At 70.6% G+C, this 25,770-nt stretch carries 22 protein-coding genes; 9 read left to right on the top strand and 13 right to left on the bottom strand.

The window, feature by feature from the left end; translation table 11 throughout:
* Positions 1-6: 6 nt before the first annotated feature.
* The 3 genes from icmF to SSOG_RS04690 form a co-directional block, all read right to left on the bottom strand.
* Positions 7-3,258 (bottom strand): fused isobutyryl-CoA mutase/GTPase IcmF, encoded by a 3,252-nt coding sequence (gene icmF / locus SSOG_RS04680; protein ID WP_009713061.1) that lies wholly within the window; start codon positions 3,256-3,258, stop codon positions 7-9.
* Between the two features lie 188 nt (positions 3,259-3,446).
* The gene (locus SSOG_RS04685; protein WP_009713062.1) at positions 3,447-4,409 is read right to left on the bottom strand and encodes an electron transfer flavoprotein subunit alpha/FixB family protein; all 963 of its coding nucleotides are present in this window, start codon (positions 4,407-4,409) and stop codon (positions 3,447-3,449) included.
* A 48-nt stretch (positions 4,410-4,457) separates the two neighbouring features.
* The gene (locus SSOG_RS04690) at positions 4,458-5,255 is read right to left on the bottom strand and encodes an electron transfer flavoprotein subunit beta/FixA family protein (protein ID WP_009713063.1); all 798 of its coding nucleotides are present in this window, start codon (positions 5,253-5,255) and stop codon (positions 4,458-4,460) included.
* A gap of 203 nt (positions 5,256-5,458) precedes the next feature.
* Here SSOG_RS04690 and SSOG_RS04695 point away from each other — a divergent pair, with 203 nt between their 5' ends.
* A complete protein-coding gene (locus SSOG_RS04695; protein WP_039940636.1) occupies positions 5,459-6,136 on the top strand; it encodes a TetR family transcriptional regulator in 678 nt (225 codons plus the stop codon).
* Between the two features lie 124 nt (positions 6,137-6,260).
* Positions 6,261-7,118 (top strand): 3-hydroxybutyryl-CoA dehydrogenase, encoded by an 858-nt coding sequence (locus tag SSOG_RS04700; protein WP_009713065.1) that lies wholly within the window; start codon positions 6,261-6,263, stop codon positions 7,116-7,118.
* 13 nt (positions 7,119-7,131) lie between these two features.
* On the opposite strand, the gene SSOG_RS58340 is transcribed toward SSOG_RS04700, so the two are convergent.
* Positions 7,132-7,368 (bottom strand): SDR family oxidoreductase, encoded by a 237-nt coding sequence (locus SSOG_RS58340; RefSeq protein ID WP_425385465.1) that lies wholly within the window; start codon positions 7,366-7,368, stop codon positions 7,132-7,134.
* A gap of 89 nt (positions 7,369-7,457) precedes the next feature.
* On the opposite strand from SSOG_RS58340, the gene SSOG_RS04705 reads away from it, so the two are divergent.
* Entirely contained in the window at positions 7,458-7,703 is a 246-nt protein-coding gene (locus SSOG_RS04705; RefSeq protein ID WP_009713066.1) for a hypothetical protein, read from the top strand.
* Positions 7,704-7,711: 8 nt separating this feature from the next.
* Here SSOG_RS04705 and SSOG_RS04710 read toward each other — a convergent pair whose 3' ends face one another.
* Both SSOG_RS04710 and SSOG_RS04715 read right to left on the bottom strand, forming a co-directional pair.
* On the bottom strand, positions 7,712-9,133 hold the full coding sequence (locus SSOG_RS04710; protein ID WP_050799768.1) for a HAMP domain-containing sensor histidine kinase: 1,422 nt from the start codon (positions 9,131-9,133) through the stop codon (positions 7,712-7,714).
* Entirely contained in the window at positions 9,130-9,831 is a 702-nt protein-coding gene (locus tag SSOG_RS04715) for a response regulator transcription factor (protein WP_039936574.1), read from the bottom strand. The genes SSOG_RS04710 and SSOG_RS04715 overlap by 4 nt, the downstream gene beginning before the upstream one ends.
* Positions 9,832-10,137: 306 nt before the next feature.
* Here SSOG_RS04715 and SSOG_RS04720 point away from each other — a divergent pair, with 306 nt between their 5' ends.
* From SSOG_RS04720 to SSOG_RS04730, 3 genes are all read left to right on the top strand, one after another.
* Positions 10,138-11,103 (top strand): DUF3500 domain-containing protein, encoded by a 966-nt coding sequence (locus tag SSOG_RS04720; protein WP_245606223.1) that lies wholly within the window; start codon positions 10,138-10,140, stop codon positions 11,101-11,103.
* Between the two features lie 23 nt (positions 11,104-11,126).
* A complete protein-coding gene (locus SSOG_RS04725; RefSeq protein WP_009713069.1) occupies positions 11,127-12,413 on the top strand; it encodes a HupE/UreJ family protein in 1,287 nt (428 codons plus the stop codon).
* A 138-nt stretch (positions 12,414-12,551) separates the two neighbouring features.
* Positions 12,552-13,931: a histidine-type phosphatase gene (locus SSOG_RS04730; protein WP_009713070.1), complete on the top strand. Its 1,380-nt coding sequence runs from the start codon at positions 12,552-12,554 to the stop codon at positions 13,929-13,931.
* Between the two features lie 10 nt (positions 13,932-13,941).
* On the opposite strand, the gene SSOG_RS04735 is transcribed toward SSOG_RS04730, so the two are convergent.
* A complete protein-coding gene (locus SSOG_RS04735; RefSeq protein WP_009713071.1) occupies positions 13,942-14,901 on the bottom strand; it encodes a hypothetical protein in 960 nt (319 codons plus the stop codon).
* Positions 14,902-15,080: 179 nt separating this feature from the next.
* Here SSOG_RS04735 and SSOG_RS04740 point away from each other — a divergent pair, with 179 nt between their 5' ends.
* Together SSOG_RS04740 and SSOG_RS04745 are read left to right on the top strand one after the other, a co-directional pair.
* Positions 15,081-17,345, top strand: a complete 2,265-nt coding sequence (locus tag SSOG_RS04740; RefSeq protein WP_009713072.1) for a heavy metal translocating P-type ATPase — start codon at positions 15,081-15,083, stop codon at positions 17,343-17,345.
* 64 nt (positions 17,346-17,409) lie between these two features.
* Positions 17,410-17,835, top strand: a complete 426-nt coding sequence (locus tag SSOG_RS04745) for a VOC family protein (RefSeq protein ID WP_009713073.1) — start codon at positions 17,410-17,412, stop codon at positions 17,833-17,835.
* Between the two features lie 15 nt (positions 17,836-17,850).
* Here SSOG_RS04745 and SSOG_RS04750 read toward each other — a convergent pair whose 3' ends face one another.
* The 6 genes from SSOG_RS04750 to SSOG_RS04775 form a co-directional block, all read right to left on the bottom strand.
* On the bottom strand, positions 17,851-18,636 hold the full coding sequence (locus SSOG_RS04750; RefSeq protein WP_009713074.1) for an enoyl-CoA hydratase-related protein: 786 nt from the start codon (positions 18,634-18,636) through the stop codon (positions 17,851-17,853).
* Entirely contained in the window at positions 18,629-20,710 is a 2,082-nt protein-coding gene (locus SSOG_RS04755; protein ID WP_009713075.1) for an acetate--CoA ligase family protein, read from the bottom strand. The genes SSOG_RS04750 and SSOG_RS04755 overlap by 8 nt, the downstream gene beginning before the upstream one ends.
* Before the next feature lie 7 nt (positions 20,711-20,717).
* Entirely contained in the window at positions 20,718-21,875 is a 1,158-nt protein-coding gene (locus SSOG_RS04760) for an acyl-CoA dehydrogenase family protein (protein ID WP_009713076.1), read from the bottom strand.
* A gap of 57 nt (positions 21,876-21,932) precedes the next feature.
* Positions 21,933-22,505: a thioesterase family protein gene (locus SSOG_RS04765; RefSeq protein WP_009713077.1), complete on the bottom strand. Its 573-nt coding sequence runs from the start codon at positions 22,503-22,505 to the stop codon at positions 21,933-21,935.
* 66 nt (positions 22,506-22,571) lie between these two features.
* Positions 22,572-23,423 carry a TetR/AcrR family transcriptional regulator gene (locus SSOG_RS04770; protein WP_039936575.1) on the bottom strand — a complete coding sequence of 284 codons (852 nt, stop codon included), beginning with the start codon at positions 23,421-23,423 and terminating at the stop codon, positions 22,572-22,574.
* Between the two features lie 80 nt (positions 23,424-23,503).
* On the bottom strand, positions 23,504-24,202 hold the full coding sequence (locus tag SSOG_RS04775; RefSeq protein ID WP_009713079.1) for a FadR/GntR family transcriptional regulator: 699 nt from the start codon (positions 24,200-24,202) through the stop codon (positions 23,504-23,506).
* A 240-nt stretch (positions 24,203-24,442) separates the two neighbouring features.
* On the opposite strand from SSOG_RS04775, the gene SSOG_RS04780 reads away from it, so the two are divergent.
* On the top strand, positions 24,443-25,687 hold the full coding sequence (locus SSOG_RS04780; protein ID WP_039936577.1) for an aminotransferase class V-fold PLP-dependent enzyme: 1,245 nt from the start codon (positions 24,443-24,445) through the stop codon (positions 25,685-25,687).
* The last annotated feature ends 83 nt before the right edge of the window (positions 25,688-25,770 follow it).

The following is a 25,770-nucleotide window of genomic DNA, read 5'->3' on the forward strand; positions in this document are numbered from 1 at the left end:
CCGGGGTCAGACGTTGCGTCGGTATTCCCCGCCGACCTCGAAGAAGGCCTCGGTGATCTGCTGGAGGGAACAGACCCTGGCGGCGTCCATCAGTACCGCGAAGACGTTGCGGCCACTGGCGGCGGCGTCCTTGAGCGCGGCCAGGGCGGCGGGCGCCTGCTCGCGGTGGCGGTCCTGGAAGTCCCCGACGCGCTTGAGCTGGGACTGCTTCTCGTCCTCGGTGCCGCGGGCCAGCTCGACGGCCGTCCGGCCGCCTTCGGCGTCGGCGTGGGGGTGGCGGAATGTGTTGACGCCGATGATGGGCAGGGTGCCGTCGTGCTTGCGCTGCTCGTAGAGCATGGACTCGTCCTGGATGCGCCCGCGTTGGTAGCCGGTCTCCATGGCGCCGAGCACCCCGCCGCGCTCGCTGATCCGCTCGAACTCGCTCAGCACCGCCTCCTCCACCAGGTCGGTGAGCTCGTCGATGACGTAGGAGCCCTGTAGCGGGTTCTCGTTCATCGCCAGGCCCCACTCCCGGTTGATGATCAGCTGGATGGCCAGCGCGCGGCGCACCGAGTCCTCGGTGGGGGTGGTGACGGCCTCGTCGTAGGCGTTGGTGTGCAGGCTGTTGCAGTTGTCGTAGATGGCGATCAGCGCTTGCAGGGTGGTGCGGATGTCGTTGAAGTCCATCTCCTGGGCGTGCAGGGAGCGTCCGGAGGTCTGCACGTGGTACTTCAGCTTCTGGCCCCGTGTCCCCGCGCCGTAACGCTCCCGCAGGGTCACCGCCCAGATGCGGCGGGCCACCCGGCCGAGCACGGAGTACTCCGGGTCCATGCCGTTGGAGAAGAAGAACGACAGGTTGGGGGCGAAGTCGTCGATGTGCATCCCACGGGCGAGGTACGCCTCGACGTAGGTGAAGCCGTTGGCGAGGGTGAAGGCGAGCTGGCTGATCGGATTCGCCCCGGCCTCGGCGATGTGGTAGCCGGATATGGACACCGAGTAGAAGTTGCGCACCTCCTTCTCGATGAACCACTCCTGGATGTCGGCCATCATCCGCAGGCTGAACTCGGTGGAGAACAGGCAGGTGTTCTGGCCCTGGTCCTCCTTGAGGATGTCGGCCTGCACGGTGCCGCGGACGCTGCGCAGGACATGCGCCCGGACCTGTTCGGCCTCCTCGGCGGTCGGCTCGCGCCCGTGCTCGGTGGCGTGGGCGTCGAGTTGCTGGTCGATCGCTGTGTTGAGGAAGAAGGCGAGGATGGTCGGCGCCGGGCCGTTGATCGTCATGGAGACCGACGTGGTGGGCGAGGTCAGGTCGAAGCCGTCGTACAGCGCCTTCATGTCCTCCAGGGTCGCCACCGAGACACCCGAGGTTCCGACCTTGCCGTAGATGTCGGGACGCAGGTCCGGATCGCGGCCGTAGAGGGTGACCGAGTCGAAGGCGGTGGACAGCCGGGTGGCTTCGCTGTCCTCGGAGAGGTAGTGGAAGCGGCGGTTGGTACGGAACGGATCGCCCTCACCGGCGAACATCCGCGCCGGGTCCTCGCCCTCCCGTTTGAACGGGAACACCCCGGCGGTGAAGGGGAAGAACCCCGGAAGGTTCTCGGCGCGGAGGAACCGCAGCAGCTCTCCGTGGTCGGTGTAGCGCGGCAACGCCACCCGGGGGATCCGGCTCCCGGACAGCGACTCGCGCACCAGGGTGGTGCGCAGCTCGCGGTCGCGTGACGTCACGACGAGCTCGTCGCCGGAGTAGTCGCGTACGGTCCCCGGCCAGTCGGCCAGCGAGTTGCGCGCTTCCGGTGCGAAGGTGTCCTCCGCGTCCTTCAGCAACTTCTCGACGTCGTCGGTCTTCGCGCCGACCGCCGCCAGCTCGTCGCGGACGGCCGCCAGCCGCTGGATCCGGCGGGCCTGCCCGGCCAGGACGTCGGTCCGCTCGTGATAGCCGCGCACCGTGTCGGCGATCTCCGCCAGGTAACGCACCCGGGCCGGGGGCACGACCTGGGTGGCGCCGCTGGAGTGGCGCACCGCCACCTCGGGAAGCGCTCCGGGCACCACGGGCAGGCCGCGCTCGGCGAACAGGCCCCGCAGATGCTGGTAGAGCGCGGTGACCCCGTCGTCGTTGAAGGTCGACGCGCTGGTCCCGAAGACCGGCATGTCCTCCGGCCGCTGCCCGAACGCCTCGCGGTTACGGACCAGTTGCCGACCCACGTCACGCAGCGCGTCCTTGGCTCCGCGCCGCTCGAACTTGTTGATGGCCACCACGTCGGCGAAGTCGAGCATGTCGATCTTCTCCAGCTGGGAGGCCGCGCCGAACTCCGGTGTCATCACGTACAGCGACTCATCCACGTACGGAACGATCGCGGCGTCCCCCTGCCCGATGCCCGGCGTCTCCACGATCACCAGGTCGAAACCGGCCGCCTGGCAGGCCGCGATGGCGTCCGCCAGGCCCTCGGGAACCTCGCGTCCGCCGCGGGTGGCGAGCGAGCGGAAGAACACCGTGTGGCCGTCGAGGCAGTTCATGCGGATCCGGTCGCCCAGCAGTGCGCCCCCGCCGCGCCGCCGGGTCGGATCCACGGCCAGCACCGCCACCTTGAGCCTGCCCTCCTGGTCGCTGCGCAGCCGACGTACCAGCTCGTCCGTCAGCGAGGACTTACCCGAGCCGCCGGTGCCGGTGATGCCGAGGACCGGTGTCCGGTGGGACGCCGCGGCCTCGCGCAGGACGCGCAGATCCGGGTCGGCCACCACACCGGCCTCCAGCCCGGTGAGCAGCCGGGCCAGCGCGGGCCTCTCCCCCGCCAGCACCTGGTCCGGCGTGACCGGGGCCAGATCCCACAGCGTGGTGTCGCACTCTTCGATCATCGAGTTGATCATCTTGGCCAGGCCGAGGCGCTGGCCGTCCTCCGGGGAGAAGATCCGTACCCCGGCCCGGGCCAGCCGGTCGATCTCCTCCGCGACGATGACGCCGCCACCGCCGCCGAAGACCTTCACATGCCCGGCGCCCCGCTCCCGGAGCAGCTCCACCAGGTACTCGAAGTACTCGATGTGTCCGCCCTGGTAGGAGCTCACGGCCACGCCCTGGACGTCCTCCTCCAGTGCCGCCGTCACCACCTCGTCGACCGAGCGGTTGTGCCCGAGGTGCACCACCTCGGCTCCTTGGGCCTGGAGGATGCGGCGCATGATGTTGATCGCCGCGTCATGCCCGTCGAAGAGGCTCGAAGCCGTGACGAACCGGACCGGATGCGTCGGGCGGTACAGGGAGTCGGCGGAGGCGGAAGCAGGCAAGGTGTCCTCCAGGGAGGGAGTGAACAAAACGAACAAGCGGACGCGCCTCCGGCCGGAAGCGACCACGCCACGACCCGTGATGCAGCAACCGTCACCGAAAGTGAACTACTAGGACGTCCAAGTAAATCGGGAGACGACGGGCCGCACAAGCCGAATCGGGTGTGCCCCTGCTCTCACTGTTACCGATGTCAGCCCTTGCGGGTCTTGACCTCCTCGGTCAGCTGCGGGACGACCTCGAAGAGGTCACCGACCACGCCGTAGTCGACCAGATCGAAGATCGGGGCCTCGGCATCCTTGTTCACGGCCACGATGGTCTTCGAGGTCTGCATACCGGCCCGGTGCTGGATCGCACCCGAGATACCGGCCGCGATGTACAACTGCGGGGACACGGTCTTCCCCGTCTGCCCCACCTGGTTGGTATGCGGGTACCAGCCCGCGTCCACCGCCGCACGCGAGGCACCCACGGCCGCGCCGAGGGAGTCCGCGAGGGCCTCGACGACGGGGAAGTTCTCCGCGCCACCGACACCGCGGCCGCCGGAGACGACGATCGCGGCCTCGGTCAGATCCGGACGCCCCGTCGACTCACGCGCCGCCCGGGAGACAACCTTCGTCCCCGTCGCCTGCTCGGAGAAGGACACCTCCAGCGCCTCAGCGGCACCAGCGGCCGGGGCCGCCTCGGGCGCGGCGGAGTTGGGCTTGACGGTGATGACCGGCGTGCCCTTGGTGATACGGGACTTGGTGGTGTACGCGGCCGCGAACACCGACTGCGTCGCCACCGGACCCTCCGCACCCTGCTCCAGGTCCACGGCATCGGTGATGATGCCCGACCCAATACGCACCGCAAGACGGGCCGCGATCTCCTTACCCTCCGCCGAGGACGGGAACAGCACGGCAGCCGGGTTCACAGCCTGGTACGCGGCCTGGAGCGCGTCCACCTTCGGGACCACCAGGTAGTCGGCGAACTCCGGGGCGTCCGCGGTCAGGACGCGCACCGCACCGTACTCGGCAGCGGTCGCGGCGGTGTCGGCGGCACCGGCACCCAGGGCGACGGCGACGGGCTCGCCGATCCGGCGGGCCAGCGTCAGCAGCTCCAGCGTGGGCTTGCGGACAGCACCGTCCACGTGGTCGACATAGACGAGGACTTCAGCCATGAGACTTCTTCTCTCCTGCGAATATCAGGGGCGGTGAGACAGTCAGATTCAGATGAACTTCTGACCGGCGAGAAAGGCCGCGAGCTGCTTGCCGCCCTCGCCCTCGTCCTTGACGATCGTGCCCGCCGTACGAGCCGGGCGCTCCTCCGCGCCGTCGACCTTCGTCCAGGCACTCTCCAGACCCACCTCTTCGGCCTCGATGTCGAGGTCGGACAGATCCCAGGAGGTCACCGGCTTCTTCTTGGCCGCCATGATCCCCTTGAAAGAGGGGTAGCGGGCCTCACCGGACTGGTCGGTCACCGACACGACCGCCGGAAGCGCGGCCTCCAGGTGCTCGGTCGCGGTGTCGCCGTCCCGGCGGCCCTTGACCGTGCCGTCCTCGACCGACACCTCCGACAGCAGCGTCACCTGCGGGACACCCAGGCGCTCGGCCAGGATCGCCGGGAGCACACCCATCGTGCCGTCCGTGGAGGCCATACCGCAGATAACCAGGTCGTAACCAGTCTTCTCCACCGCCCTGGCCAGCACCAGCGACGTACCCAGCGCATCCGTGCCGTGCAGATCGTCGTCCTCGACGTGCACGGCCTTGTCGGCACCCATCGACAGCGCCTTGCGCAGCGCGTCCTTGGCGTCCTCCGGGCCCACGGTCAGCACCGTGATCTCCGCCTCGTCATCCCCCCGCCGACACTCCTCCGCGATCTGGAGGGCCTGCTCGACCGCGTACTCGTCCAGCTCCGAGAGCAGGCCGTCCACATCATCACGGTCGAGCGTCAGGTCCTCGGCGAAGTGCCGATCACCGGTGGCGTCGGGCACGTACTTCACACAGACAACGATCCTCAAGCTCACGCCGGCTCTCCTTACCGTTCTCGGATGGCTGCGCCGCCGAACCGGAGCACCTGAGGGAGCCTATGGCACTCAGTACCCTTCGTAAAGGTACCCAGTGTCACTCATGCCGATGCTGATGCTACGTTCCCTCCATGACGGACGTACGCGACGAGGGCGGGGCGACCGCGGCGGCAAGCGGACCCGGGCCGTCCGGCAAGACGCCCATGCGCGAGGTGCTCATCGAGGCCGCGTTCCAGCTCTTCATGGAGCACGGTTTCGAGCGGACCACGGTGGATGACATCGTGGCGCGGGCCGGAGTCGGGCGCCGGTCGTTCTTTCGCTACTTCCCGTCCAAGGAAGACGTCGTCTTCCCCGAACACGAGCGCTGCCTGACCGAGATGAGCGCCTTCCTCGCGGCGAGCACCGACGATGAACCGCTCGACGCGGTCTGTGACGCAGCCCGTCTCGTCATGCGGATGTACGCCGCGAACCCCGAGTTCTCCGTGCAGCGCTATCGCCTCACGCGCGAAGTGCCCAGCCTGCGCGGCTACGAGCTGTCCGTCGTACACCGCTACGAACGGACCCTGGCGCACTACCTCCGGCAGCGCTACGCGGGCGACCCGAACGGAGCGCTTCGTGCCGAAGTGCAGGCCGCGGCCGTCGTCGCCGCGCACAACAACGGTCTACGGGCATGGCTGCGGGGCGGTGGGCACGGCGATGCCGCGAAACCGGTGGATCAGGCCCTGACCTTCGTCCGGCAGACGTGGGACGACGCCGGTGAATCCACGGAGAGCGGCACCGCGCCCACACCGGACGACGACGTGATCGTCATGGTGGCACCACGGGGGGCTCCCATGTGGCGCGTGGTGCAGAAGATCGAGAAGACGTTGGGGGACGAGTAGCCACCGCCGTGGCACTCAGCACCTTGACCGAGGGTACTGAGTGCCATAGCGTGCGGCGTCGGAACGCGAGCCGGACCATCGGCCCCCTCTCCACAAGCCTGCCCTTCCCCTACGAAGGACCACCATGGAAAACGTCTCCCGCCTCGGTGTCGTCGGCTGCGGCCTGATGGGTTCCGGGATCGCCGAAGTCGCCGCCCGCCAGGGCCTGGACGTCCTGGTGGCCGAGGCCAGCCAGAGCTCCGCCGAGGCAGGCCGCCGCCGCCTCACGGACTCCCTGGACCGTGGCCTGCGGCGCGGCAAGCTCACCGAGGAGCAGCGCGACCAGGCCTTGGCCCGGCTGAGTTTCACCTGCCATCTCGGTGACCTGGCCGACCGTCAGTTCGTCATCGAGGCGGTCGCCGAACAGCGGGATCTCAAGACCACGGTCATGCAGACCCTCGACAAGGAGGTCGTCGACCCGCGGGCGATCCTGGCCACCAACACCTCCTCCTTGCCGATCGTGGACCTCGCAGCGGTCACCAGCCGGCCGGAGCAGGTCATCGGGATGCACTTCTTCAACCCGGTCCCGGTGCAGCCCCTGGTGGAGCTGATCCCCGCCCTGACCACGGCCTCCGAGACGCTGGAGCGCGCCACGGACTTCGCTGCCCGGGGGCTGGGCAAACGGACGATCCAGGCCACGGACCGCTCCGGCTTCGTGGTCAACGCCCTGCTGGTGCCCTATCTCCTGGCCGCCGTCCGCATGGTGGAGACCGGCACCGCCCGCCCAGAGGACGTCGACCAGGGGATGGAGCTGGGCTGTGCCCACCCCATGGGGCCGCTGCGGCTGCTCGACCTCATCGGACTCGACACCGCCCAGTCCGTGGCCGAGTCGCTCTACGAGGAGTTCAAGGAACCCCTGTACGCGCCGCCCGCCCTGCTGCGCCGCATGGTCGCCGCAGGACGCCTGGGCCGCAAGAGCGGCCACGGCTTCTACGCCTACTGAATACCGCCACCAACTAGGCAGACGGCGTGGGCAGTTTCGCCGTCCTTCCGCCGTCGAGCGCATTGCAGCGGATATGGTGCTCGCCGAGATCGACCGCCAGGGCGCGCGTCAGACCATGAATGGCTGCTTTGGAGGCCCAGCAGGCCGCATGTCCGGGGTTCGCCCCGTGCCCTTCGATGGAGCCGATATTGATGATGCTTCTCCCGCCCCGCTCTCGCATGTGCGGCGGAGCCGCCTGAGCCAGGAACAGCCGCGCATCCGGCGGCGAGGGCGGAGGCGGAGTCTCCTCCGATCACGCTTTGTCGGCTCGCCGCGGACGGTGGCGGCCGAGCTGCGCAGGTGGCGGGATGTGGCCGACCTCGACGTTTCAACGTCAGCTATGCGACCAAGCCCGGCGGTTGGGAGGACTTCATCGAGCTGGCCCTTCCGGAGCTGCGCCGACAGGGCTTGGCCCGCGAGCACTACGACGAGCAGGCCACCACGCTCCGCGAGAGCTTCTATGGAGCGAGCCGGAGCCGTACGCTGCCCGACCACCCGGCGTCGAAGGTCCGCTCCGCCCTGCACGAGGACACCGCTCTGGCGTGACCGCTCCGTCAGGCTCCGGGCCCTTCCCGGTGCGAGCTTCCCTCCGGGTGCCGCAGCATCCGGGAGGGGTCCACGGTGAACCCGACCGCGGCCCCGCCACCGGGCCGGGCCCTCGCGAAGACGGTGCCGCCGTGTGCTTCGGCGACGTCACGGACGATGGCCAGGCCGAGCCCGGAGCCGGGGAGGCCGCGGGCGGTGTCGGCGCGGTAGAAGCGGTCGAAGACGCGCTCCGCGTCGGCGGCGCGGATACCGGGCCCACGGTCGCTGACGGTGATCGTTCCACGGCGGAGGCGCAGCTCGATCGGCTCGTCGCCGTCGGTGGCGGGGGCGAACTTGGCCGCGTTCTCCAGCAGGTTGCCCACCGCGCGTTCGAGCCCCTGGCGGCGGCCGCGCACCACCCAGTCGTCCGCGTCGCACAGGACCAGTCGGCCCGTGCGCCGGTACACGCGCTGCGCTGCGCGCCGGGCCACCGCGGACAGTTCGACGGGTTCCTCGGCTTCGTCGCGGCCGCGGGACAGGGCCAGCTCGACGAGTTCGTCGACCAGCCGGCCCAGTTCGCGTGTCTCGCCCTCGATGTCGTCGAAGAGCCGGTCGCGCGAGTCCGGGGACAGCTCGGTGACGCGGCGCAGCACCTCCGCGTTGGCGCGCAGGCTGGTCAGCGGGGTGCGCAGCTCATGGGCGGCGTCCTGCACCAGCCTCTCCTGGGCCTCGCGGGCGACGGCGAGCCGGGCCAGCATCCTGCTGAACGACGCCGAGAGCCGACCGACCTCGTCCCGTCCGCCCTCCAGGCCGGAACCGTCGGCGTGGTCCACGGCGCTGACCTCCTCGGCGACCATGGCCAGCCGCGCCAGGCGCCGGGTGATGCGCCCGGCCAGCAGCCGGCCGGTGCCCGCCGCGACGACCAGGACCGCGAGACTGACTCCCGCGATCTCCCGCGCCATGCCGCCCAGCACATAGTGGGTCTGGTCGACCGGTACGGCCACCTGAAGGGCCCCGCGATCCCCGCCCAGCGCGGTGGTCAGCTCCCGGTACGTACGGCCGTCGACGACGACCTCGGTGGTGTGCGACTGTCCGTACGTGCCGGAGGCGGCGAGGGCACGATGAGCGTCGGACACCGGCAGCGGGACGCGCGGACCGCCCAGATGGCTGGACGTGCCGTCGCGGTCCACGGCCCGTACGACCGGCCGCCACTCCTCCTCGTCGCCCGGGCCCGGCCGGTCCGGGCCGGGGAAGAGGTCCGCCCCCGGCCCGGAGATGGTGGGAGCCTGGTCCGGGTTCTGTGCCACCGTCACCGTGGCCGACCGCAGGGACCGGTCGATCTCCGCGAAGATGCGGTCGGAGGCGGCACGGTAGCTCAGCAGTCCGACCAGGACCGCCACCACGGCACCGACGACGGCGAAGGCGAGCGCGAGCCGCGCGCGCAGACTCATGGCCGCCGTGCCGCGTAGCCCACGCCACGCACGGTGCGGATCAGGTCGGGCGCGCCCGCGTCGGACAGTTTGCGCCGCAGATAGCCGACGTAACCGGCGAGGTTCTTGGCGTCCGTGCCGAGTTCTTGGCCCCAGATCTGCCGGTACACGGTCGCGTGGTCCAGCACGATGCCCTCGTTGCGGACCAGGAGTTCCAGCAGGTCGAACTCCGTCTTCGAAAGCCGCAGTTCCTCGTCGGCCCACCAGGCGCGCCGGGCGGCCGGGTCGACGCGCAGCGACGCGATCCTCAGCGGTGCGGCGGCCTCGTTCCGCTCCCCCGCGCCCGGGGTCAGCTCGGCGCGGCGCAATAACGCCCGCAGCCGGGCGAGCAGTTCACGTACCGAGAAGGGTTTCGCCAGATAGTCGTCGGCTCCGGCGTCCAGACCGGCGACCCGGTCCCGGGTTCCGTCGCGGGCCGTGAGCAGCAGCATCGGGGTGCGGTCGCCGTCGGCGCGCAGCACGCGGCAAATCGCCAGTCCGTCGACGTGGGGCATCATCACGTCGACGACCAGGGCGTCGAAGGAGTCCCGGCGCAGCCGGGTGAGGGTCTCCACGCCGTCGGCGGCGGTGACGACACCGTAGCCCTCCAACTCCAGGGCCCGCGCGAGGGATTCGCGGATCGCGCGGTCGTCGTCGGCGATGAGGACACGGTTCGGCACCCCCTCATGATGGCCCCCGGCCGCGCTCCCGAGTGCCGAAGCGATCCGGTCTTTGCCCAATTCCGGAACGGCTCCCGCCGAGATCTGAGGTCGCTCGTCCAGCATGGAATCCCCCGACAGCACAGCCCCCTCCCTAGGAGTCCCATGTCCCCCGTCACCCCTGCTCACAGCTCCCAGCACGTCCGCGTACGCCGCGCCGTGTTAGTCCTCGCCGCGTGCGTCGGTCTCGGTGTCACCGGCTGTGCCGCCGAGGTTTCCCCGGGCTCTTCCTCCGCGGCGGCCATGACCACGGGAAGGACGTCGTCCGTGAAGGCGGCCCCGGGCGCCGGTGGCGCGAACACCACCGAGGTCGTGGCCGCCGCCGACGCGTTCCTCGCGACGCTGTCCGACGAGCAGAAGGACACCGTCCTCCACGACTTCGACGACCCGGCCAAGAAGACCGGCTGGTCGAACTTCCCGACCCCCGTCGTAGAGCGCAACGGCCTCAAGCTGGGCGACCTCACCGGCGCGCAGCAGGCCGCGGCGCTGAAGGTCATGGAGGCCGCGCTCAGCAAGCAGGGGTACGAGGAACTGGTCGAGATCCGCAAGGCCGACGACTACCTCGCCTCGCTGCCCGGCGTCGGAAACGGGCGCGTCAACTTCGGCTCGGAGTGGTACTACATCTCCTTCTTCGGCGAACCCAGCAGGACCGGGCAGTTCACGGTCCAGTACGGCGGCCACCACGCGGCGCACAACATCACCTACGCCGGAAGCAACGTGAGCATCTCCCCCACGCTGACCGCGGTGGAGCCGATGGAGTTCGACTGGGAGGAGAAGTTCTACGCTCCCTTGAGGGACAAGCGGACCGCCACCATCGGAGCGATCCAGTCGCTCTCCGAAACCGAGCTGGCCTCGGCCGAGATCGACGGAAGCTTCGACGACCTGCTGCTCGGCCCCGGCCACGACGGCCCCTTCCCGGCGCGGCCCGAGGGCGTCCTCGTCTCCGACCTCACCAAGAAGCAGCAGGCCAAGGTCACCGCGATGCTCAGGGCGTGGGTCGACGACCTGGACGAGAAGGCCGCGGCGCGGCTCCTGGCACGGTACGTGTCCGAGTACGACGCGACGTACATCGGGTGGAGCGGCGGCACGACGCTCGACAACCCGCAGACCTACGTACGTCTCGACGGTCCTTCCGCCTGGATCGAGTTCTCCAACCAGCCCGGTGCCGAGACCGACGGAGTCCACCAGCACACCATCTTCCGGGACGAGACGGCCGACTACGGCTGGGAATGACCGGGCGGGGAGAGGTCTGTGCGGTGAAGCGTCTCCTGCCCGCGTTCCTGATCGCGGCGTTCCTGCTGGTCGGCGGCCTCGCGTCGCCGGCCGGTGCCCATCCGATGAGCACCTCGGCCGTCCTCCTCGACATCGGAGACGACCGGGTCGAGGGGGAGGTGCAGCTGCCCCTGGACCGGCTGGCCGTGGCCGTGGACCGCGAACTCACCCGCGACAGCGTCCTCGGCGCCGACCGGGCGTTCCTCGAGACGTACACGGCCGGGCATATCAGTGCCGTCGGCGACGACGACCGGCCCTGGCCCGTCACGCTCGGCGCGGGATCGGTCCGCACGATTGACGGGACACCCCATCTCGTCTACCCGCTCCGGATCCGTCCGCCCGACGGCCGGGTCACCACCTTCGACCTGCGGTACGACGTCATCGTCGAGGAGTTGCTGACGCACCGGATCATCGCGACGGTCCGCTACGACTTCGACCGCGGCATCCTCAAGACCGACGATGCCGAAACCCTCGGGATCTTCGACTACACGACGAAGAGCCTCGAAGTCCCGGCGGGCCAGGGCTCGTGGCTGCGGGGCTTCGCCACCACGGCGGGCCTGGGCGTCGAGCACATCGGCGAGGGCGCCGATCATCTGCTGTTCCTGCTCATGCTGCTCATCCCCGCCCCGCTGGTGGCCACCAGGGGCCGATGGCGTACCGCCCCGTCGGCCCGGCGCGCCGTCGGCCGCGTCGTGCACGTCGTGACGGCGTTCGCCGTCGGCCACTCGCTCACCCTCGCGCTGGCGGCGGCCGGGGTGATCGACCTGCCGTCCCGGCCGGTCGAGACGCTGATCGCGGTCTCGATCGCGGTCTCGGCCGTCCATGCCATCCGGCCATTGGTGGCTCATGGGGAGGTGTTCATCGCGAGCGGTTTCGGGCTCGTGCACGGGCTGGCGTTCGCCTCGCTCATCGGCGATCTCGGGCTCGACCGCGGATCGCTCGTGACCACGCTGCTGGGGTTCAACCTGGGCATCGAACTGACCCAACTGCTGGTGGTCGCCCTGATGATGCCGTCGCTGCTCGTCCTGTCCCGTACCCGCGTCTACCCCGCGTTCCGCACCGGCGTGGCCGTGGTCGGCCTGGTGTTCTCGGTCTCCTGGATGCTCGAACGCGCCACGCTGACGTCGTACGACCCCTTCGAGAGCGTCCAGACGTGGCTGGTCGGGCACCCGCTGATCGTCGCCGCGACGGTCGCGGCGCTGGCCGTCGTCGCCCGGCGCACCGTGCCACGGGCTCCGTCCGACCGCCACGAAGTGCTCAGCGCGCGCTGACTGATACTCACTGCCCGGACATGCCGGACTTGGGGCACGCCATACCATTCGGCCATGGTGCGTTCACATCGCCCGCGAACCATGTGACAGATCACCGAGCGATCGCCCGATCCTCCACGAGTAGGGAACGGTCCGACCATGAGACGCATCACCCCCGCCCTGGCCCTCGGGCTCGGCGCCCTGCTGGCCGCCCCGCTGTCGGCGCAGGCCACCGCCACCGGCAACGCCGGCGCCGCGGGGGCGAAGGCCACGTACAGCTACGGGACGAAAGCCACGTACGAGCCGCGGCAGAACGCCCGCTCGTACCAGCGCCCGCCGGCCGGTTTCGCCCCGGTGTTCACGGAGAACGTGTCCCGGCACGGCTCGCGCTCCGCGACCGACGGCGCCGACGGTGAGCTGATCCTCGCGCTGTGGGACAAGGCCGAGGCCGAGGGCCTGCTCACGGCCCGGGGGCGGGAGTTCGGGCCCGAGGTGCGCGCGCTCCAGGCCGCCATGGCCAAGGTGGGGTACGGCAATCTCAGCGGGCGAGGCAAGCGCGAGATGCGCGACACGGCCGTACGGCTGGCGAAGCGGCTGCCGGGCTTGTTCCAGCGGATCGCCAAGACCTCCGAGAAGATCGACGTGGTCAGCTCCGGGCAGGGGCGGGCCGTCGACAGCGGCAACACGTTCGCCGCTTCCCTCGGCGATGCCGACCCCGCCCTCAAGCCGCTCATCGGCCCGGCCCGCACCGACAAGGACTTGCTGTACTTCCACAAGTCCACCGGCGGCGCCGCGTACCAGGACTGGCTGGAGAACGACCCGCGGCTCGCTGCCACCCTGAAGAGCATCAAGGACCAGCCGGCCACCCACCGTGCCGCCGGGAGCGTCCTGAAGAAGATCTTCAAGCCGTCGTTCGTCCAGCGGATCTCCGACGGCGAGTTCGCCTCCATCGGGAGCGACGTCGACGCCGCCGAGGCCGTCTACGACCTCTATGCCATCGCCCCGGCGATGAGCGAGGAGAGCCCCGGCGGCGAGGGCCGGCACCTGGACCGCTACATCGCGCCGAGTGATGCCGCCTGGTTCGGCTACCTCGGCGACACCGAGGACTTCTACGAGAAGGGCCCGAGCTTCGCCGACAGCGACATCACCTACAAGATGGCCGACGTGCTGCTCGACGACTTCTTCCAGCAGGTCGAGGCCAAGCGGGACGGGACGAGCAAGCTCGGCGCGGAGCTGCGCTTCACCCACGCCGAGGAGATCATCCCGCTCGCCACGCTGATGAGGCTCCCCGGCAGCACGAAGGCCGTCACCACCGACGGGCCGTACACCTACGCCGACAACCCCTGGCGGGGCGCGTCCGTGGCGCCGCTGGGCGCGAACATCCAGTGGGACGTCTTCCGCAAGGGCGACACGTATCTCGTGCGGATGCTCTACAACGAGAAGGAGACCGCGTTCAAAACCAGCTGCCGACCGGTCGCCCGCGGCAGCGAGTTCTACAACCTGAACGAACTGGAGCGGTGCTTCGGGCGGAGCGACTAAGGCACTTCGTTCAGTGTGAGTGCTCGGATTCGGTGGCGCTCGCCGCCGTCCCGGGCGCGCCCTGCGCGGGGACCGTGAAGGCCGCCGTGTGGACCTTGCCCTGGTGCTTGAAGTCCAGGAACAGCCGGTACGCGCCGGGGCTCGGCGCCGTCGCCGTGAAGGCGACGCCGGGGCCGGGCCTGGTCTTGCCGTCGCCCGGTTCGCCGTTGGGGTGCACATGCAGGTACGCGAGGTCGCCGGAGCGCAGGGCGACCAGGTGGCCGTAGGCGCCGAGGTAGGGCTGAAGGTCGCGCACCGGCTTGCCGTTCCGGGTGACGGTGAACGTCAGCTCACCGGGGGTGCCGGGGGTCAGATCGCCACCCAGCCGGACCTCGTAACCGTCGGCCTCGGCCGTGGTGTTGTGCGCGGGCAGCTCCTTCGGCTCGTACGCTCCGGCCACGGCGAGGTCGGCGCCGAGCGTGAGCGCTTCCCCGCCCTTGGGCTTGAAGTCGGCGAAGACGCGATAGCCGCCCGCCTTGGGGAGATCCACGGGAGTGGACCAGGTGCCGTCGGCAGCCCGGGTGGGGTGGAGGTGGCGATACTCCGTCAGGTCGCGGGAGGCGACGATCAGGTGGAGTTCCTTGTCGTGTTCCCGGTCGTAGCGGGTGAGCTGTCGGCCGGTGGTGTTCCGCACGATGGCGAAGCGCAGGTCGGCGCGCTTGCCTGCCTGGAGGCGCACGGTCTTCACGTCGAGGGTGTAGCCACCGTCGGAGATCTGTAGCCCTCCGGGCGGGGCGGCCGTCTCGCCCTGTTCATGGCCCTGCTCGAGGCCGCCGCTCTTCTCGGGGCGCGCGGCGTCCGCATGCTCACCGTGAGCCGCGCTCTTCGGCTCGGGCGAGATCTCGCCGACCCCGCTGCCCACGCCGTACGCGGTGCCGAAGGTCGCGGCGAGCGCGGCGGCGAATGCGGTGATCCGTAGTCCGGTCTTCATGGCGCACTCCTCGTCTCCAGGCCGCCTCTCCTCGCGGCCTTCCGCACTTCACAATACCCCTAGGGGGTATCAAGTCAAGCCGAGCCCGACCTTGCCAAGGATACGGGAGGGGGGTATACAGGACGAGGTCGTGAACATACCTAGGCGGGGTATCCGCCATCGATTGCGGAGGAGCAGACATGACCACCGCTACGCCCGGCGCCGAAGAGGTCGAACTCGCCATCGGCGGCATGACCTGCGCCTCGTGCGCGGCCCGGATCGAGAAGAAGCTCAACCGCATGGACGGGGTCGAGGCCACCGTCAACTACGCCACCGAGAAGGCGAAGGTCACGTTCCGGGACGACATCGCCGTCGCCGAGCTGATCGCCACCGTCGAGGCCACCGGATACACCGCGCGGGAGCCCGAGCCGGACCCCGCGCACCCGGCGCCCGGCGCCGACGCGGACGACGAGGGAGAGGCCGAACTACGGCCGCTGCGGCAGGGGTTGACCGCAGCCGTCGTTCTCGCGGTTCCGGTGATCGCGATGGCCATGGTCCCCGCGTTGCAGTTCGAGTACTGGCAGTGGTTGTCGCTGACGCTGGCGGCCCCCGTGGTCACGTACGCCGCCTGGCCCTTCCACAAGGCGGCCTGGACCAACGCCCGGCACGGCGCGGCCACCATGGACACGCTGATCTCCGTCGGCACGACCGCGGCGTTCCTCTGGTCGCTGTGGGCCCTGTTCTTCGGTACGGCCGGAACGCCCGGCATGACGCACGCCTTCGAACTCACCATCACCCGCACCGACGGCGCCGGGAACATCTACCTGGAGGCCGCGGCCGGTGTCACCGCCTTCATCCTCGCCGGGCGGTACTTCGAGGCACGGTCCAAGCGGAAGGCGGGCGCAGCGCTCAAGGCGCTGATGGAGCTGGGCGCCAAGGACGTCACGGTCCTGCGCGGAGGACGTGAACAGCTCATCCCAGTAGGTGAGTTGACGGTCGGCGACCGGTTCCTGGTCCGGCCAGGCGAGAAGATCGCCACCGACGGCACGGTCGTCGAGGGTACGTCCGCGATCGACGCCTCCATGCTCACCGGTGAGTCGGTCCCGGTCGAGGTCGGTGTCGGCGGCAACGTCACCGGGGCCACGCTCAACGCCGGTGGTCGCCTGGTCGTGGAGGCCACCCGGGTCGGCGCCGACACCCAGCTCGCCCGCATGGCCAAACTGGTGGAGGACGCGCAGAACGGCAAGGCCGCGGCTCAGCGGCTCGCCGACAAGATCTCGGCCGTGTTCGTCCCGGTCGTGATCGCCCTGGCGCTCGGCACGCTCGGCTTCTGGCTCGGCAACGGCGCGGGGCTGACCGCCGCCTTCACCGCCGCGGTCGCTGTTCTCATCATCGCCTGCCCGTGCGCCCTGGGCCTGGCCACCCCGACCGCCCTCATGGTCGGCACCGGTCGCGGCGCCCAGCTCGGCATACTCATCAAGGGGCCCGAAGTCCTGGAGACCACGCGCAGGGCGGACACCATCGTCCTGGACAAGACCGGCACCGTCACCACCGGCCGGATGACCCTGCTCGCGGTGCACACCGCCGACGGCACGGACGAGACGGATGTGCTGCGGCTCGCGGGCGCTCTGGAGCACTCCTCCGAACACCCCATCGCCCAGGCCGTCGCGGCGGGGGCGTCCGCCCGGGTGGGCAGCCTGCCGGCCCCGGAGGACTTCGCCAATGTGGCCGGACTGGGTGTCCAGGGCATCGTGGAGGGCCACGCGGTCCTGGTCGGCCGGACCAGGCTCCTGGCCGAGTGGGCCATCAACCTGCCCGCGGAGCTGGAGCGGGCCAGGGCGGAAGCCGAGGCGGCGGGGCGTACCGCCATCGCGGTCGCGTGGGACGGCGAGGCCCGCGCGGTCCTGGAGGTGGCCGACGCCATCAAGGACACCAGCCCCGAAGCGATCAGGCGGCTGCGCGCCCTGGGCCTGACCCCCGTCCTGCTGACCGGCGACAACAAGGCCGTCGCCGCGGCGGTCGCGGCCGAGGTGGGCATCGATGCCGGGCAGGTGATCGCCGAGGTCATGCCGCAGGACAAGGTGGACGTGGTCAAGCGGCTCCAGTCCGAGGGCCGTTCGGTGGCGATGGTCGGCGACGGCGTCAACGACGCCGCCGCGCTCGCCCAGGCCGACCTCGGCCTCGCGATGGGCACCGGCACCGACGCCGCCATCGAGGCCGGGGACCTGACCCTGGTGCGCGGCGACCTCAGGGCCGCGGCCGACGCCATCCGGCTGTCCCGTAAGACCCTGGGCACCATCAGGTCCAACCTCTTCTGGGCCTTCGCCTACAACGTCGCCGCGCTCCCCCTCGCCGCCTCCGGACTGCTCAACCCGATGATCGCCGGAGCGGCCATGGCCTTCTCCTCCGTCTTCGTGGTCGGCAACAGCCTCCGGCTGCGGGGCTTCCAGGCGGCGGGCCGGTGAGCCGACGGCACGCACACCCCGTCGCCTCCACCGCATCGGCCACCGCGCGGGGCACAGTAGGGCCATGAACGCGGACGACAGCAACGTTCTCGCCCGGGCCCGCGCGGCGACCAGGCTTCCGGCCCAGGACCTGGACCGGGCGAGGCGTTTCTACTCGGAAAAGCTCGGGCTGGAGCCCGTCGACGAACGGCCCGGTGGGCTGCTCTACCGGTGCGGGGGCGTGGACTTCGCCCTGTTCCAATCGGCGGGCGCCTCCCCCGGCACCTTCACCCAGATGGGGTGGGAGGTCGACGACATCGAAACGGCCGTGGCGACCCTCAAGCGGCGCGGCGTGGTGTTCGAGGAGGTCGACCTGCCGGGGCTGCGCACACGGGACGGGATCGCCGACATCGACGGCAACTACCCGAGCAAGGGCGCGCGGGGTGAACGCGGCGCCTGGTTCCGTGACAGCGAAGGGAACATGCTGGGCATCGGCCAGCCGGTCGTCTGAGCCGACGGCCCACGGTCAGCGGCCGGTCCACCGGGGGAGGCGTTTTTCGGCGAAGGCCCGCGGGCCCTCCACCGCGTCGTCGGACGTCAGCATGGTCCGGTAGGCGGGCAGGTGGCCGTGGCGCAGGTGCTCGTAGCCCTCCTCGATCGTGGCACCGGCCGTGGTGCGCAGGATTTCCTTGATCGCCGCCACGGCCAGTGGCGCCCCGACGCAGATGTCGCGGGCCAGCCGCATGGCCGCCTCCAGGAGTTCGGATCCGTCGACGACGCGGTTGACCAGGCCCCACCGTTCCGCCTCGTGGGCGGGCATCCGGCGCCCGGTCAGCAGGAGGTCCCTGGCCACCGCCTGCGGGAGGCGCCGGGGAAGCCGCAGCACTCCGCCGGAGTCGGGGACCATGCCGAGGGTCACCTCCGGCAGGGCGAACTCGGCGTGGTCGGCGGCGACGATCAGGTCGGCGGCCAGGGCGAGTTCGAAGCCGCCGCCCAGGGCGAGGCCACCGACCGCCGCGATGACGGGCTTGTCGAGGTCGAAGAGTTCGGTGAGGCCGGCGAAGCCGCCCGGGCCGTGGTCGGCGTCGATCGCCTCGCCCGACGCCGCGGCCTTGAGGTCCCATCCCGCCGAGAAGAACCGCTGCCCGGCGCCGGTGAGCACCGCCACGCGCAGCGTCTCGTCCCGGGCCAGCCGGTCGAATGCCGCGTGGAGCGCGCGGCTCGTGGCCACGTCGATCGCGTTCGCCTTGGGACGGTCCAGGGTCACCACCAGGATGCCGCCGTCGACCTCCGTACGTACCGGATCAGCCATGCGCTCCTCCTCGTTCTACGGTCCCCAGGCTGATCAGCACATCGGCGGCCACCACGCCGCCGTGGCCGGGCAGGACCAGCAGGGGGTTGATGTCGAGTTCCACGAGTGTGTTCGCGTGGACGCGCGCGAAGTCGGCCACGGCCGCCACCGCGTCGATGACCGCGTCGATGTCGCCCGGCGGCTGTCCGCGGTAGCCGGTCAGCAGCGGCCAGCTCCGCAGGCGCCGCAGCGTGGCGCGGATCTCGTCCCGTCGTACGGGCAGCAGCAGGGTCGCCGCGTCGCCGAGGAGTTCGACCATGGTGCCACCCGCGCCGATGGTGAGTGCCGGACCGAACTGCGGGTCCCGGTGGACCCCGACAATCAGTTCCGCCACCGCGCCGTGGACCATGCGCTCCACGAGGAAGCGGTCCGAGAGGCCCGCCATGCCGTCCACCGCGGCGCGCACCTGCTGTTCCCCGGTCAGCCCGAGGCGTACGCCGCCGACATCGCTCTTGTGCGCGATCGCCGCCGAGACCGCCTTCACCACCACGGGGAATCCGATGTCCCGGGCCGCTTCGACCGCGGTCGCGGCGGTGGCCACGGCGCCCTCCGGTACGGGCACTCCCCACTCGGCGAGGATCCGTTTCCCCTGCCATTCGTCGAGCGGAGGTGTCCCGGTCGGATGCGCGGTGGCCGGGTCGAGCGGCAGGACCGTATCGGCCGCCTCCTGGGCCAGGCCAATGTGGCGCGCCGCCGCGATGGCCGTCAGGCATTCGGCGATGCCCTGCATCGGGGCGACGCCCTCGTCCAGCAGCCGGGTGCGCACCGGCTCCGGCAGCCCTTCCGGCAGCGAACTGACCACACACGCGGGCGCACCGGTGTCCCGGAGCGCGGCCAGGTAGGCGTCCAGGGTGGTCTGCCACGTATCCGGCGAGCAGCGGTCCGCGCGCGGGAAGTCGAGCACCAGGAGGTGCATGTCGAAACCGGTGGTGAGGAACGCGCGGAAGCAGTTCCGCTGGGCGTCGGCGTCGCCCCAGATGTAGGTGTGGTAATCCAAGGGATTGGCGACGGAGACGCGTTCGCCGAGCACCTCGCCCAGCCGCTGGGCGGTGGCGTCCGGAAACGGTGGCAGTTCGACCTCGTGATCGTGGGCGAGATCGGCCAGCAGTGCCGCCTCGCCTCCCGAGCAGCTCGCGGAGGCGATCCGCGCCCCGGGCCGTGCCCCGTGGACGTGCAGGTATTTCAACGTCTCCAGGAAGGTGCCGACCTGGTGCACCCGGGCCATGCCCAGGCGCCGGAAGAAGGCGTCGCAGAGCACATCGGAGCCCGCCAGGGAACTCGTATGGCTCAGATTGGCCCGGCCGCCCAGTTCCGACCGGCCCGTCTTCAGCACGACGATCGGGATCCGCCGGTGGAGCGCGCGTACGGCGGCCCGGGACAGGCCCGCGGGATCGTCGATGCCCTCCAGGTGCAGACCGATCGCGGTGATCCGGGGATCCTCCAGCAGGGCGTCCACCAACTCGGCCACCCCGGTCACGGCGGCGTTGCCGACCGTCACCAGCCGGGCCAGCGGCATCGATCTGCGCTGCATGGTCAGGTTCTGGCCGATGTTGCCGCTCTGCGTGATGACGGCGACGCCGCGGTCCACCCGCCGCCCGCCGTGCTGGTCGGCCCACAGGGCGGCGCCGTCGAGGTAGTCGAGCATCCCGATGCAGTTGGGCCCGATCACCGCCATCTGCCCCGCGGCGCGGACGAACGCGCGCTGCCACCGCGCACCGTTCGGCCCGTCCTCGGCGAAGCCCGCCGCGTGGCAGACCGCTCCGCCCGCGTCGCGTGCGGCGAGTTCCGTCAGCACCTCGACGGTGGCATCCCTCGGTACGGCGAGGAACGCGGCGTCCGGTGGACCCGGCAACGCGGCGGTGTTCGGGTAGCAGCGCAGGCCCTCGATGGTCGTACGCCTGGGATGGACTGGCCAGATCGTCCCGGTGAAGCCCGCGCGGCGGCACTGCCGGATCGCTTCCGCGGCGGTGTCGCCACCGAACACGGCGATGTGGCGCGGGTTCAGCAGGCGCCGGAGATTGTCCCTGGTACCCATCCCCGGGTCACGATCCGAGGGGACGCAGCAGGGAGCGGGAGATGATGTGGCGCTGGATCTCGCTGGTGCCGTCCCAGATGCGCTCCACCCGGGCGTCCCGCCAGAACCGTTCGATCGGCAGTTCCGCCATCAGCCCCATGCCGCCGAAGATCTGCACCGCCCGGTCGGTGATCCGGCCCAGCGCTTCCGAGGCGTACAGCTTCGCCATCGCCGCGTCCCGGTCGGTCATGGTGCCCTGGTCGAGCTTCCACGCCGCCCGCATGGTGAGCAGTTCGGCGGCCTCCAGCTCGGTGGCCATGTCCGCCAGGGGGAAACTGACGCCCTGGAACCGGCCGATCGTCTGCCCGAACTGGCGGCGTTCGGCGGCCCACCCCGTGGCGAGGTCCAGTACGCGCCGGGCGCGCCCGACACTGGTGGCGGCGACGCTGAGCCGACTGGCGCCCAGCCACTCCGCCATCAGGTCGAAGCCACGCCCCTCTTCGCCGAGGCGCCCGCCCGCGGGGATCCGGCAGTCCGTGAAGGACAGTTCGCACTGGTGGTATCCCCGGTGCGATACGGCCGCCGAGCCACGGGTGACGGTGAGGCCCGGGGTGTCCAGGTCCACCAGGAATGCCGTGATCGGGTTCTTCCCTGTGGTGGGGCCCGTGGCACCGGTGGTGGCGAAGAGGATCACGAAGTCCGCCGCGTCGGCGTGGCTGATGAAGTGTTTGGTGCCGTTGATGACGTACGTGTCGCCGTCCCGTACCGCGCGCGTGGTCATGGAGCGTACGTCGGATCCCGCGCCGGGTTCGGTCATGGCGAGGCAGTCATGGCGTTCCCCGCGGATGGTCGGGAGCAGATAGCGCTCGCGTTGCTCCCCTTCGCAGGCCTGAAGGATGTTGCTCGGCCGGGCCACGAGCATCTGGAGGGCGTAGCCGGTGCGGCCCAGCTCGCGCTCCACCAGGGTCATGCTGGTGGCGTCCAGGCCGCCGCCACCCAGCTCTTCGGGCATGTTGGCCGCGTAGAGCCCGGCGTCGAGGGCCTTGCGGCGGATCCGCTCGGCCAGTGCGGGCGGCACCTCGTCGAGCCGCTCGACCTCATCCTCGTGCGGCTCCAGCTCGTTCGTGACGAACGTGCGCACCGTGTCCACGATCATGCGCTGCTCGTCGGTGAGTTCGAAATCCATGGCGGCTCCTCAGGACGGCGGGACGGGAGCGAATGGGCTTCGGGCGTGGCGTGGGCTTCAGCCGCGGCGGGGGATCCCCATCGGGCGGCCCACGACCTCGGGCCGGGGCAGGGCCGTGTGCGCCTGGTGGATCGCGGCCAGCCGCTGGAGCAGGGTCGCGGGCATCGGGCACGACCGCCCCCGCTCCATGTCGACGTGCACCAGCATCTGTTCGGCGGTGGCCAGCAGTGTGCCGGTGGTGTCGTGGTGCATTTCGTGGAAGATGTGGGCCCGCTTGGTGTCATGGTCCAGTACGCGGAGGGTCAGCCGGATCGGCTCCCCCTCGGCCACTTCGCGGCGGTTGTGCAGATGGGTTTCCACCGTGTACAGCGAGTGGCCCGCGGCCCGGTACCGCTCGTCGATGCCGATGTAGCGGAAGAACGCGTCCGCGTTGTCCCCGAAGACCAGCAGGTAGCAGGACTCGCTCATGTGGCCGTTGTAGTCCACCCAGGCCGGGCTGACGGTGGTGTGGTGCAAGGACAACGGTGCGGGGATGTCGGCGGTGTCGTCCCAGGTGCGGTGGCCGGTGCCCTCGTAGGGCGTGATCACCCGGCCCGTGTTTTGCTCGGCTTCGTCGTCGCTGTCTGCCATACCCGGCTCCTGTTCCTGACGGTGCTGTTTCCGGGTTCGTATCGGTCGGTGCGAGGTCGCGGTCGCTCAGCTCCGGACGATCTCGCGTTGCACGAAGTCGTAGAGAATCCGCCGCATCCGCTCGACGCTGCGGCCGGGGCGGCCGGTGAGCACCTGGATGCCCAGACCGTCGATCAGGGCCGTCAGGGACACGGCCAGCTCCTCGGGATCGGCGTCGGTGAAGACGCCCTGGGCCTGGCCTTCGGCGATCGTGCGCGCGACCGTCTCGTGGTAGCGGGCGTAGGAATCGGTGTGCAGCACCCGCAGCTCCGGGCGGAGCGCGGTCTCGTTCCACACTTGCAGCCAGATCGACCATTCCCGCTGCAACGCGCCCGGGGTGGGCAGCTGCAACTCGACCAGGCGCAGCAGCCGTTGATGCGCGTCCTCGATGCGGTGCAGCTCCGCGACCTGGCGGTCGAAAGCCTGCTGCACCGAGTGGCGCAGCGCCTCGGTGAGCAGACCGTCGCGGCCCGGGAAGTGGTAGTGGATCGTGGCGGCGCTCGTACCGCAGGCTTCCGCGACGTCCGACACCCGCACCGCGTGATAGCCCCGCTCGGCGATGAGGCGGCAGGCCGCGTCGAGGATCTGGCGGTACCGTCCGGTGTCCCCGTCGCGTACGGGCCGTCGGGCACTGCGCTGCGGAACCGCGGACACGGTGTCCGCCTCGTCGCTGCCGTTGATCAGCCAGTTCACCGTGACGTTGCCGATCTCGGCGATCCTGGTCAGCTCGGCGGGGGTGAACCGCCGCGCCCCGGTCAGCGACTTGGACAGCTTGGTGGGGTCCAGCCCCATGGCGTCGGCGAACGCGCGCTGGCTGCCCGGGTATCCGCGCAGCACCTCACGCACCCGCTGACGCGTCGCGTCCGCAGTGTGCAGCATGCCGCCGACCCTAGGGGCGCATTGCGAAACCCGCAATGGTCTGACTCATCAATCGCAACGCAACGCGGCTCACCGTCCCGTCAGGCCGGGGAGTCCTCCTCCATGGGCGGCATGAAGGCCCGCAGCCATCGCTCCGTCTGGGCGACGTGCGCCTCGGCCGCACCGGCGGCGGCGCGCGGATCGCGGTCGGCGATCGCGGTGGCCAGCACGCGGTGGTCCTCGTCGCTCTTGCGCCGCATCCGCTCGCCCTCGGGGAGGGTGAAGATCTGGTACTTGCGGGAGCGGGCGCGGAAGACCGAGAGCAGGGAGGCGAGGGCGGGGTTTCCGGCCGCGGTGGCGATCGCGGCGTGGAAGCGGTGGTCGAGGTCCGATGCCTCGGTGGGGTCGTCGGTGGCGTCCATGGCCTCGATGAGTGCGAAGAGTTCCCGCACCGTCTCCGGGGTGCTGCGGGCCGCGGCCTGCGCCGCGACGTGGGACTCCAGGACGCGCCGGATCTCGTACACCTCCAGCAGACCGGAGAGCGGCAGCAGCTCCAGGGTGAGCGACAGGCTGCCTATGATGTCCTCCGGCCTGAGCTGGGAGACATAGGTACCGGAGCCGTGCCGCGGCTCGATCACCCCCAGGGCCGCGAGCATCCGTACGGCCTCGCGCAACGACCCCCGGGACACGCCGAGTTCCTCGCACAGCTCACCCTCGGGCGGAATGCGCCCTCCGGCGCTGAGGCGCCCGGTGGCGATCATGTGGCGCAGGCCGTGGAACGCCTTGTCGACTGCGGACATCCGATTCCTCCCGAACGGGCGGGGCGCGGTTCCGCGCCCTTCGCCGCACTGTACCGATTCATCAGATGTCTCAGAGGTATCGATCGGAAGTCATCTGATGATCCACGCTGTCACACCCCTTGATTGCACGGAATCCGTCATGCAGGATGCCGAGTCATCATACGTGTTCTGGTCGCGATCAGATCTTTCCCATTTCTGATGCCCCTCGGAACACCCCGGGCCCGGCAGATCGGGAGTCATGTGAGCGAGACCGATGTCATCGCGGCGCCACGCCCCCTGTTGCTGGCCGACGGCCGGCCAGCCGACCGGGCGTGGACGCTGGACCCCGCCATGAGACACCTGAACCACGGTTCCTTCGGCGCGGTTCCCCTGGTGGCACAGGAGCGGCAGAAGCAGCTGCGGGTGGAGATGGAACGCTCCCCAGTGGTGTGGTTCCCGGCGCTGCCGCAGCGGATCGCCGACACCAGGGTCGAGATCGCCGACTTCCTGGCGGTGGCCGCCGACGACCTGGCCCTGGTGCCGAACGCGAGCGCGGGCATCAGCGTCGTGTACGCCGCCCTCGACCGCCGCCGCGGCGGGGAGATCGTCGTCACCGACCACGGTTACGGCGCCGTCACCATGGGCGCCGAGCGGCTGGCGCGCGACCGCTGGGACGGCAGGGTCCGCACCGCGCGGGTGCCCCTCGACGCGGACGAGGAGCAGGCGTACGAGGCCGTGTTCGCCGAAGTGTCCGAGGCGACGGACCTCATCGTGGTGGACCAGATCACCTCGGCGACCGCCCGGCTGATGCCGGTGGAGCGGATCGGCGCGGAGGCGCGGCGGCGCGGGATCCCGCTGCTCGTGGACGCTGCGCACGCACCCGGTCTGCTCCCGGCCCCACTCGATGGTCTGGCCTGTGATTTCTGGGTCGGGAACCTGCACAAGTGGGGATGCGCGCCCCGCGGCACCGCGGCGCTCGTGGCCCGTGGTCCGCTGCGTGAGCGGCTCTACCCGCCGATCGACTCTTGGGGTGCCGAGGATCCGTACCCCGACCGCTTCGACCAGCAGGGCACGGTGGATGCCACCTGCTATCTGGCGGCGCCGACGGCGCTCGGCCTCATCGAACGCACCTGGGGCTGGCGGCGCGCCCGTCGCTATATGGACCACCTGGCCGGTTACGCGGCGCAGGTCATCGGTGCCGCGTTCACCGAGCTGACCGGCGCCGACAGCGGCGTCGACGTCGGCATGCCGGTCCCCGGGATGCGTCTGGTGCGGCTGCCCGAGGGCCTGGGCGCCACCCGCGTCGAGGCCGACGCGCTGCGCGACCGGGTCGCCGGGGAGCTGGGGGTCGAGGCGGCCTTCACCAGCTTCGGCGGCATCGGCTATCTGCGGGTGTCCGCCCACGTCTACAACACCGCCGCCGACTACGAGTACTTCGCCGAGACCTGCGTCCCCGTCCTCGGTGAGTGGGCCCGCACGGCTCGCGGGCGGCACGGCGCGCCGTAGCGGCGCGACACCGTACGCCCCCTCCCCCACCCCCGCCCCCCCCAGGCCGCTCCGAGCGCGGCCCGCACCCAAGGAAGAGGTCA

This window comes from Streptomyces himastatinicus ATCC 53653 (genome assembly GCF_000158915.1).
Taxonomy (GTDB): Bacteria; Actinomycetota; Actinomycetes; order Streptomycetales; family Streptomycetaceae; genus Streptomyces; species Streptomyces himastatinicus.

Excerpts from the sequence above, each read along its gene's own strand:
- SSOG_RS04770 (WP_039936575.1), bottom strand. The coding sequence starts at position 23,423 with ATGCTGCACACTGCGGACGCGACGCGTCAGCGGGTGCGTGAGGTGCTG.
- SSOG_RS04765 (WP_009713077.1), bottom strand. The coding sequence starts at position 22,505 with ATGGCAGACAGCGACGACGAAGCCGAGCAAAACACGGGCCGGGTGATC.
- SSOG_RS04775 (WP_009713079.1), bottom strand. The coding sequence starts at position 24,202 with ATGTCCGCAGTCGACAAGGCGTTCCACGGCCTGCGCCACATGATCGCC.
- SSOG_RS04745 (WP_009713073.1), top strand. The coding sequence starts at position 17,410 with ATGAACGCGGACGACAGCAACGTTCTCGCCCGGGCCCGCGCGGCGACC.
- SSOG_RS04750 (WP_009713074.1), bottom strand. The coding sequence starts at position 18,636 with ATGGCTGATCCGGTACGTACGGAGGTCGACGGCGGCATCCTGGTGGTG.
- SSOG_RS04740 (WP_009713072.1), top strand. The coding sequence starts at position 15,081 with ATGACCACCGCTACGCCCGGCGCCGAAGAGGTCGAACTCGCCATCGGC.
- SSOG_RS04760 (WP_009713076.1), bottom strand. The coding sequence starts at position 21,875 with ATGGATTTCGAACTCACCGACGAGCAGCGCATGATCGTGGACACGGTG.
- SSOG_RS04695 (WP_039940636.1), top strand. The coding sequence starts at position 5,459 with ATGCGCGAGGTGCTCATCGAGGCCGCGTTCCAGCTCTTCATGGAGCAC.
- SSOG_RS04755 (WP_009713075.1), bottom strand. The coding sequence starts at position 20,710 with ATGGGTACCAGGGACAATCTCCGGCGCCTGCTGAACCCGCGCCACATC.
- SSOG_RS04735 (WP_009713071.1), bottom strand. The coding sequence starts at position 14,901 with ATGAAGACCGGACTACGGATCACCGCATTCGCCGCCGCGCTCGCCGCG.
- SSOG_RS04700 (WP_009713065.1), top strand. The coding sequence starts at position 6,261 with ATGGAAAACGTCTCCCGCCTCGGTGTCGTCGGCTGCGGCCTGATGGGT.
- SSOG_RS04730 (WP_009713070.1), top strand. The coding sequence starts at position 12,552 with ATGAGACGCATCACCCCCGCCCTGGCCCTCGGGCTCGGCGCCCTGCTG.
- SSOG_RS04710 (WP_050799768.1), bottom strand. The coding sequence starts at position 9,133 with ATGAGTCTGCGCGCGCGGCTCGCGCTCGCCTTCGCCGTCGTCGGTGCC.
- SSOG_RS04685 (WP_009713062.1), bottom strand. The coding sequence starts at position 4,409 with ATGGCTGAAGTCCTCGTCTATGTCGACCACGTGGACGGTGCTGTCCGC.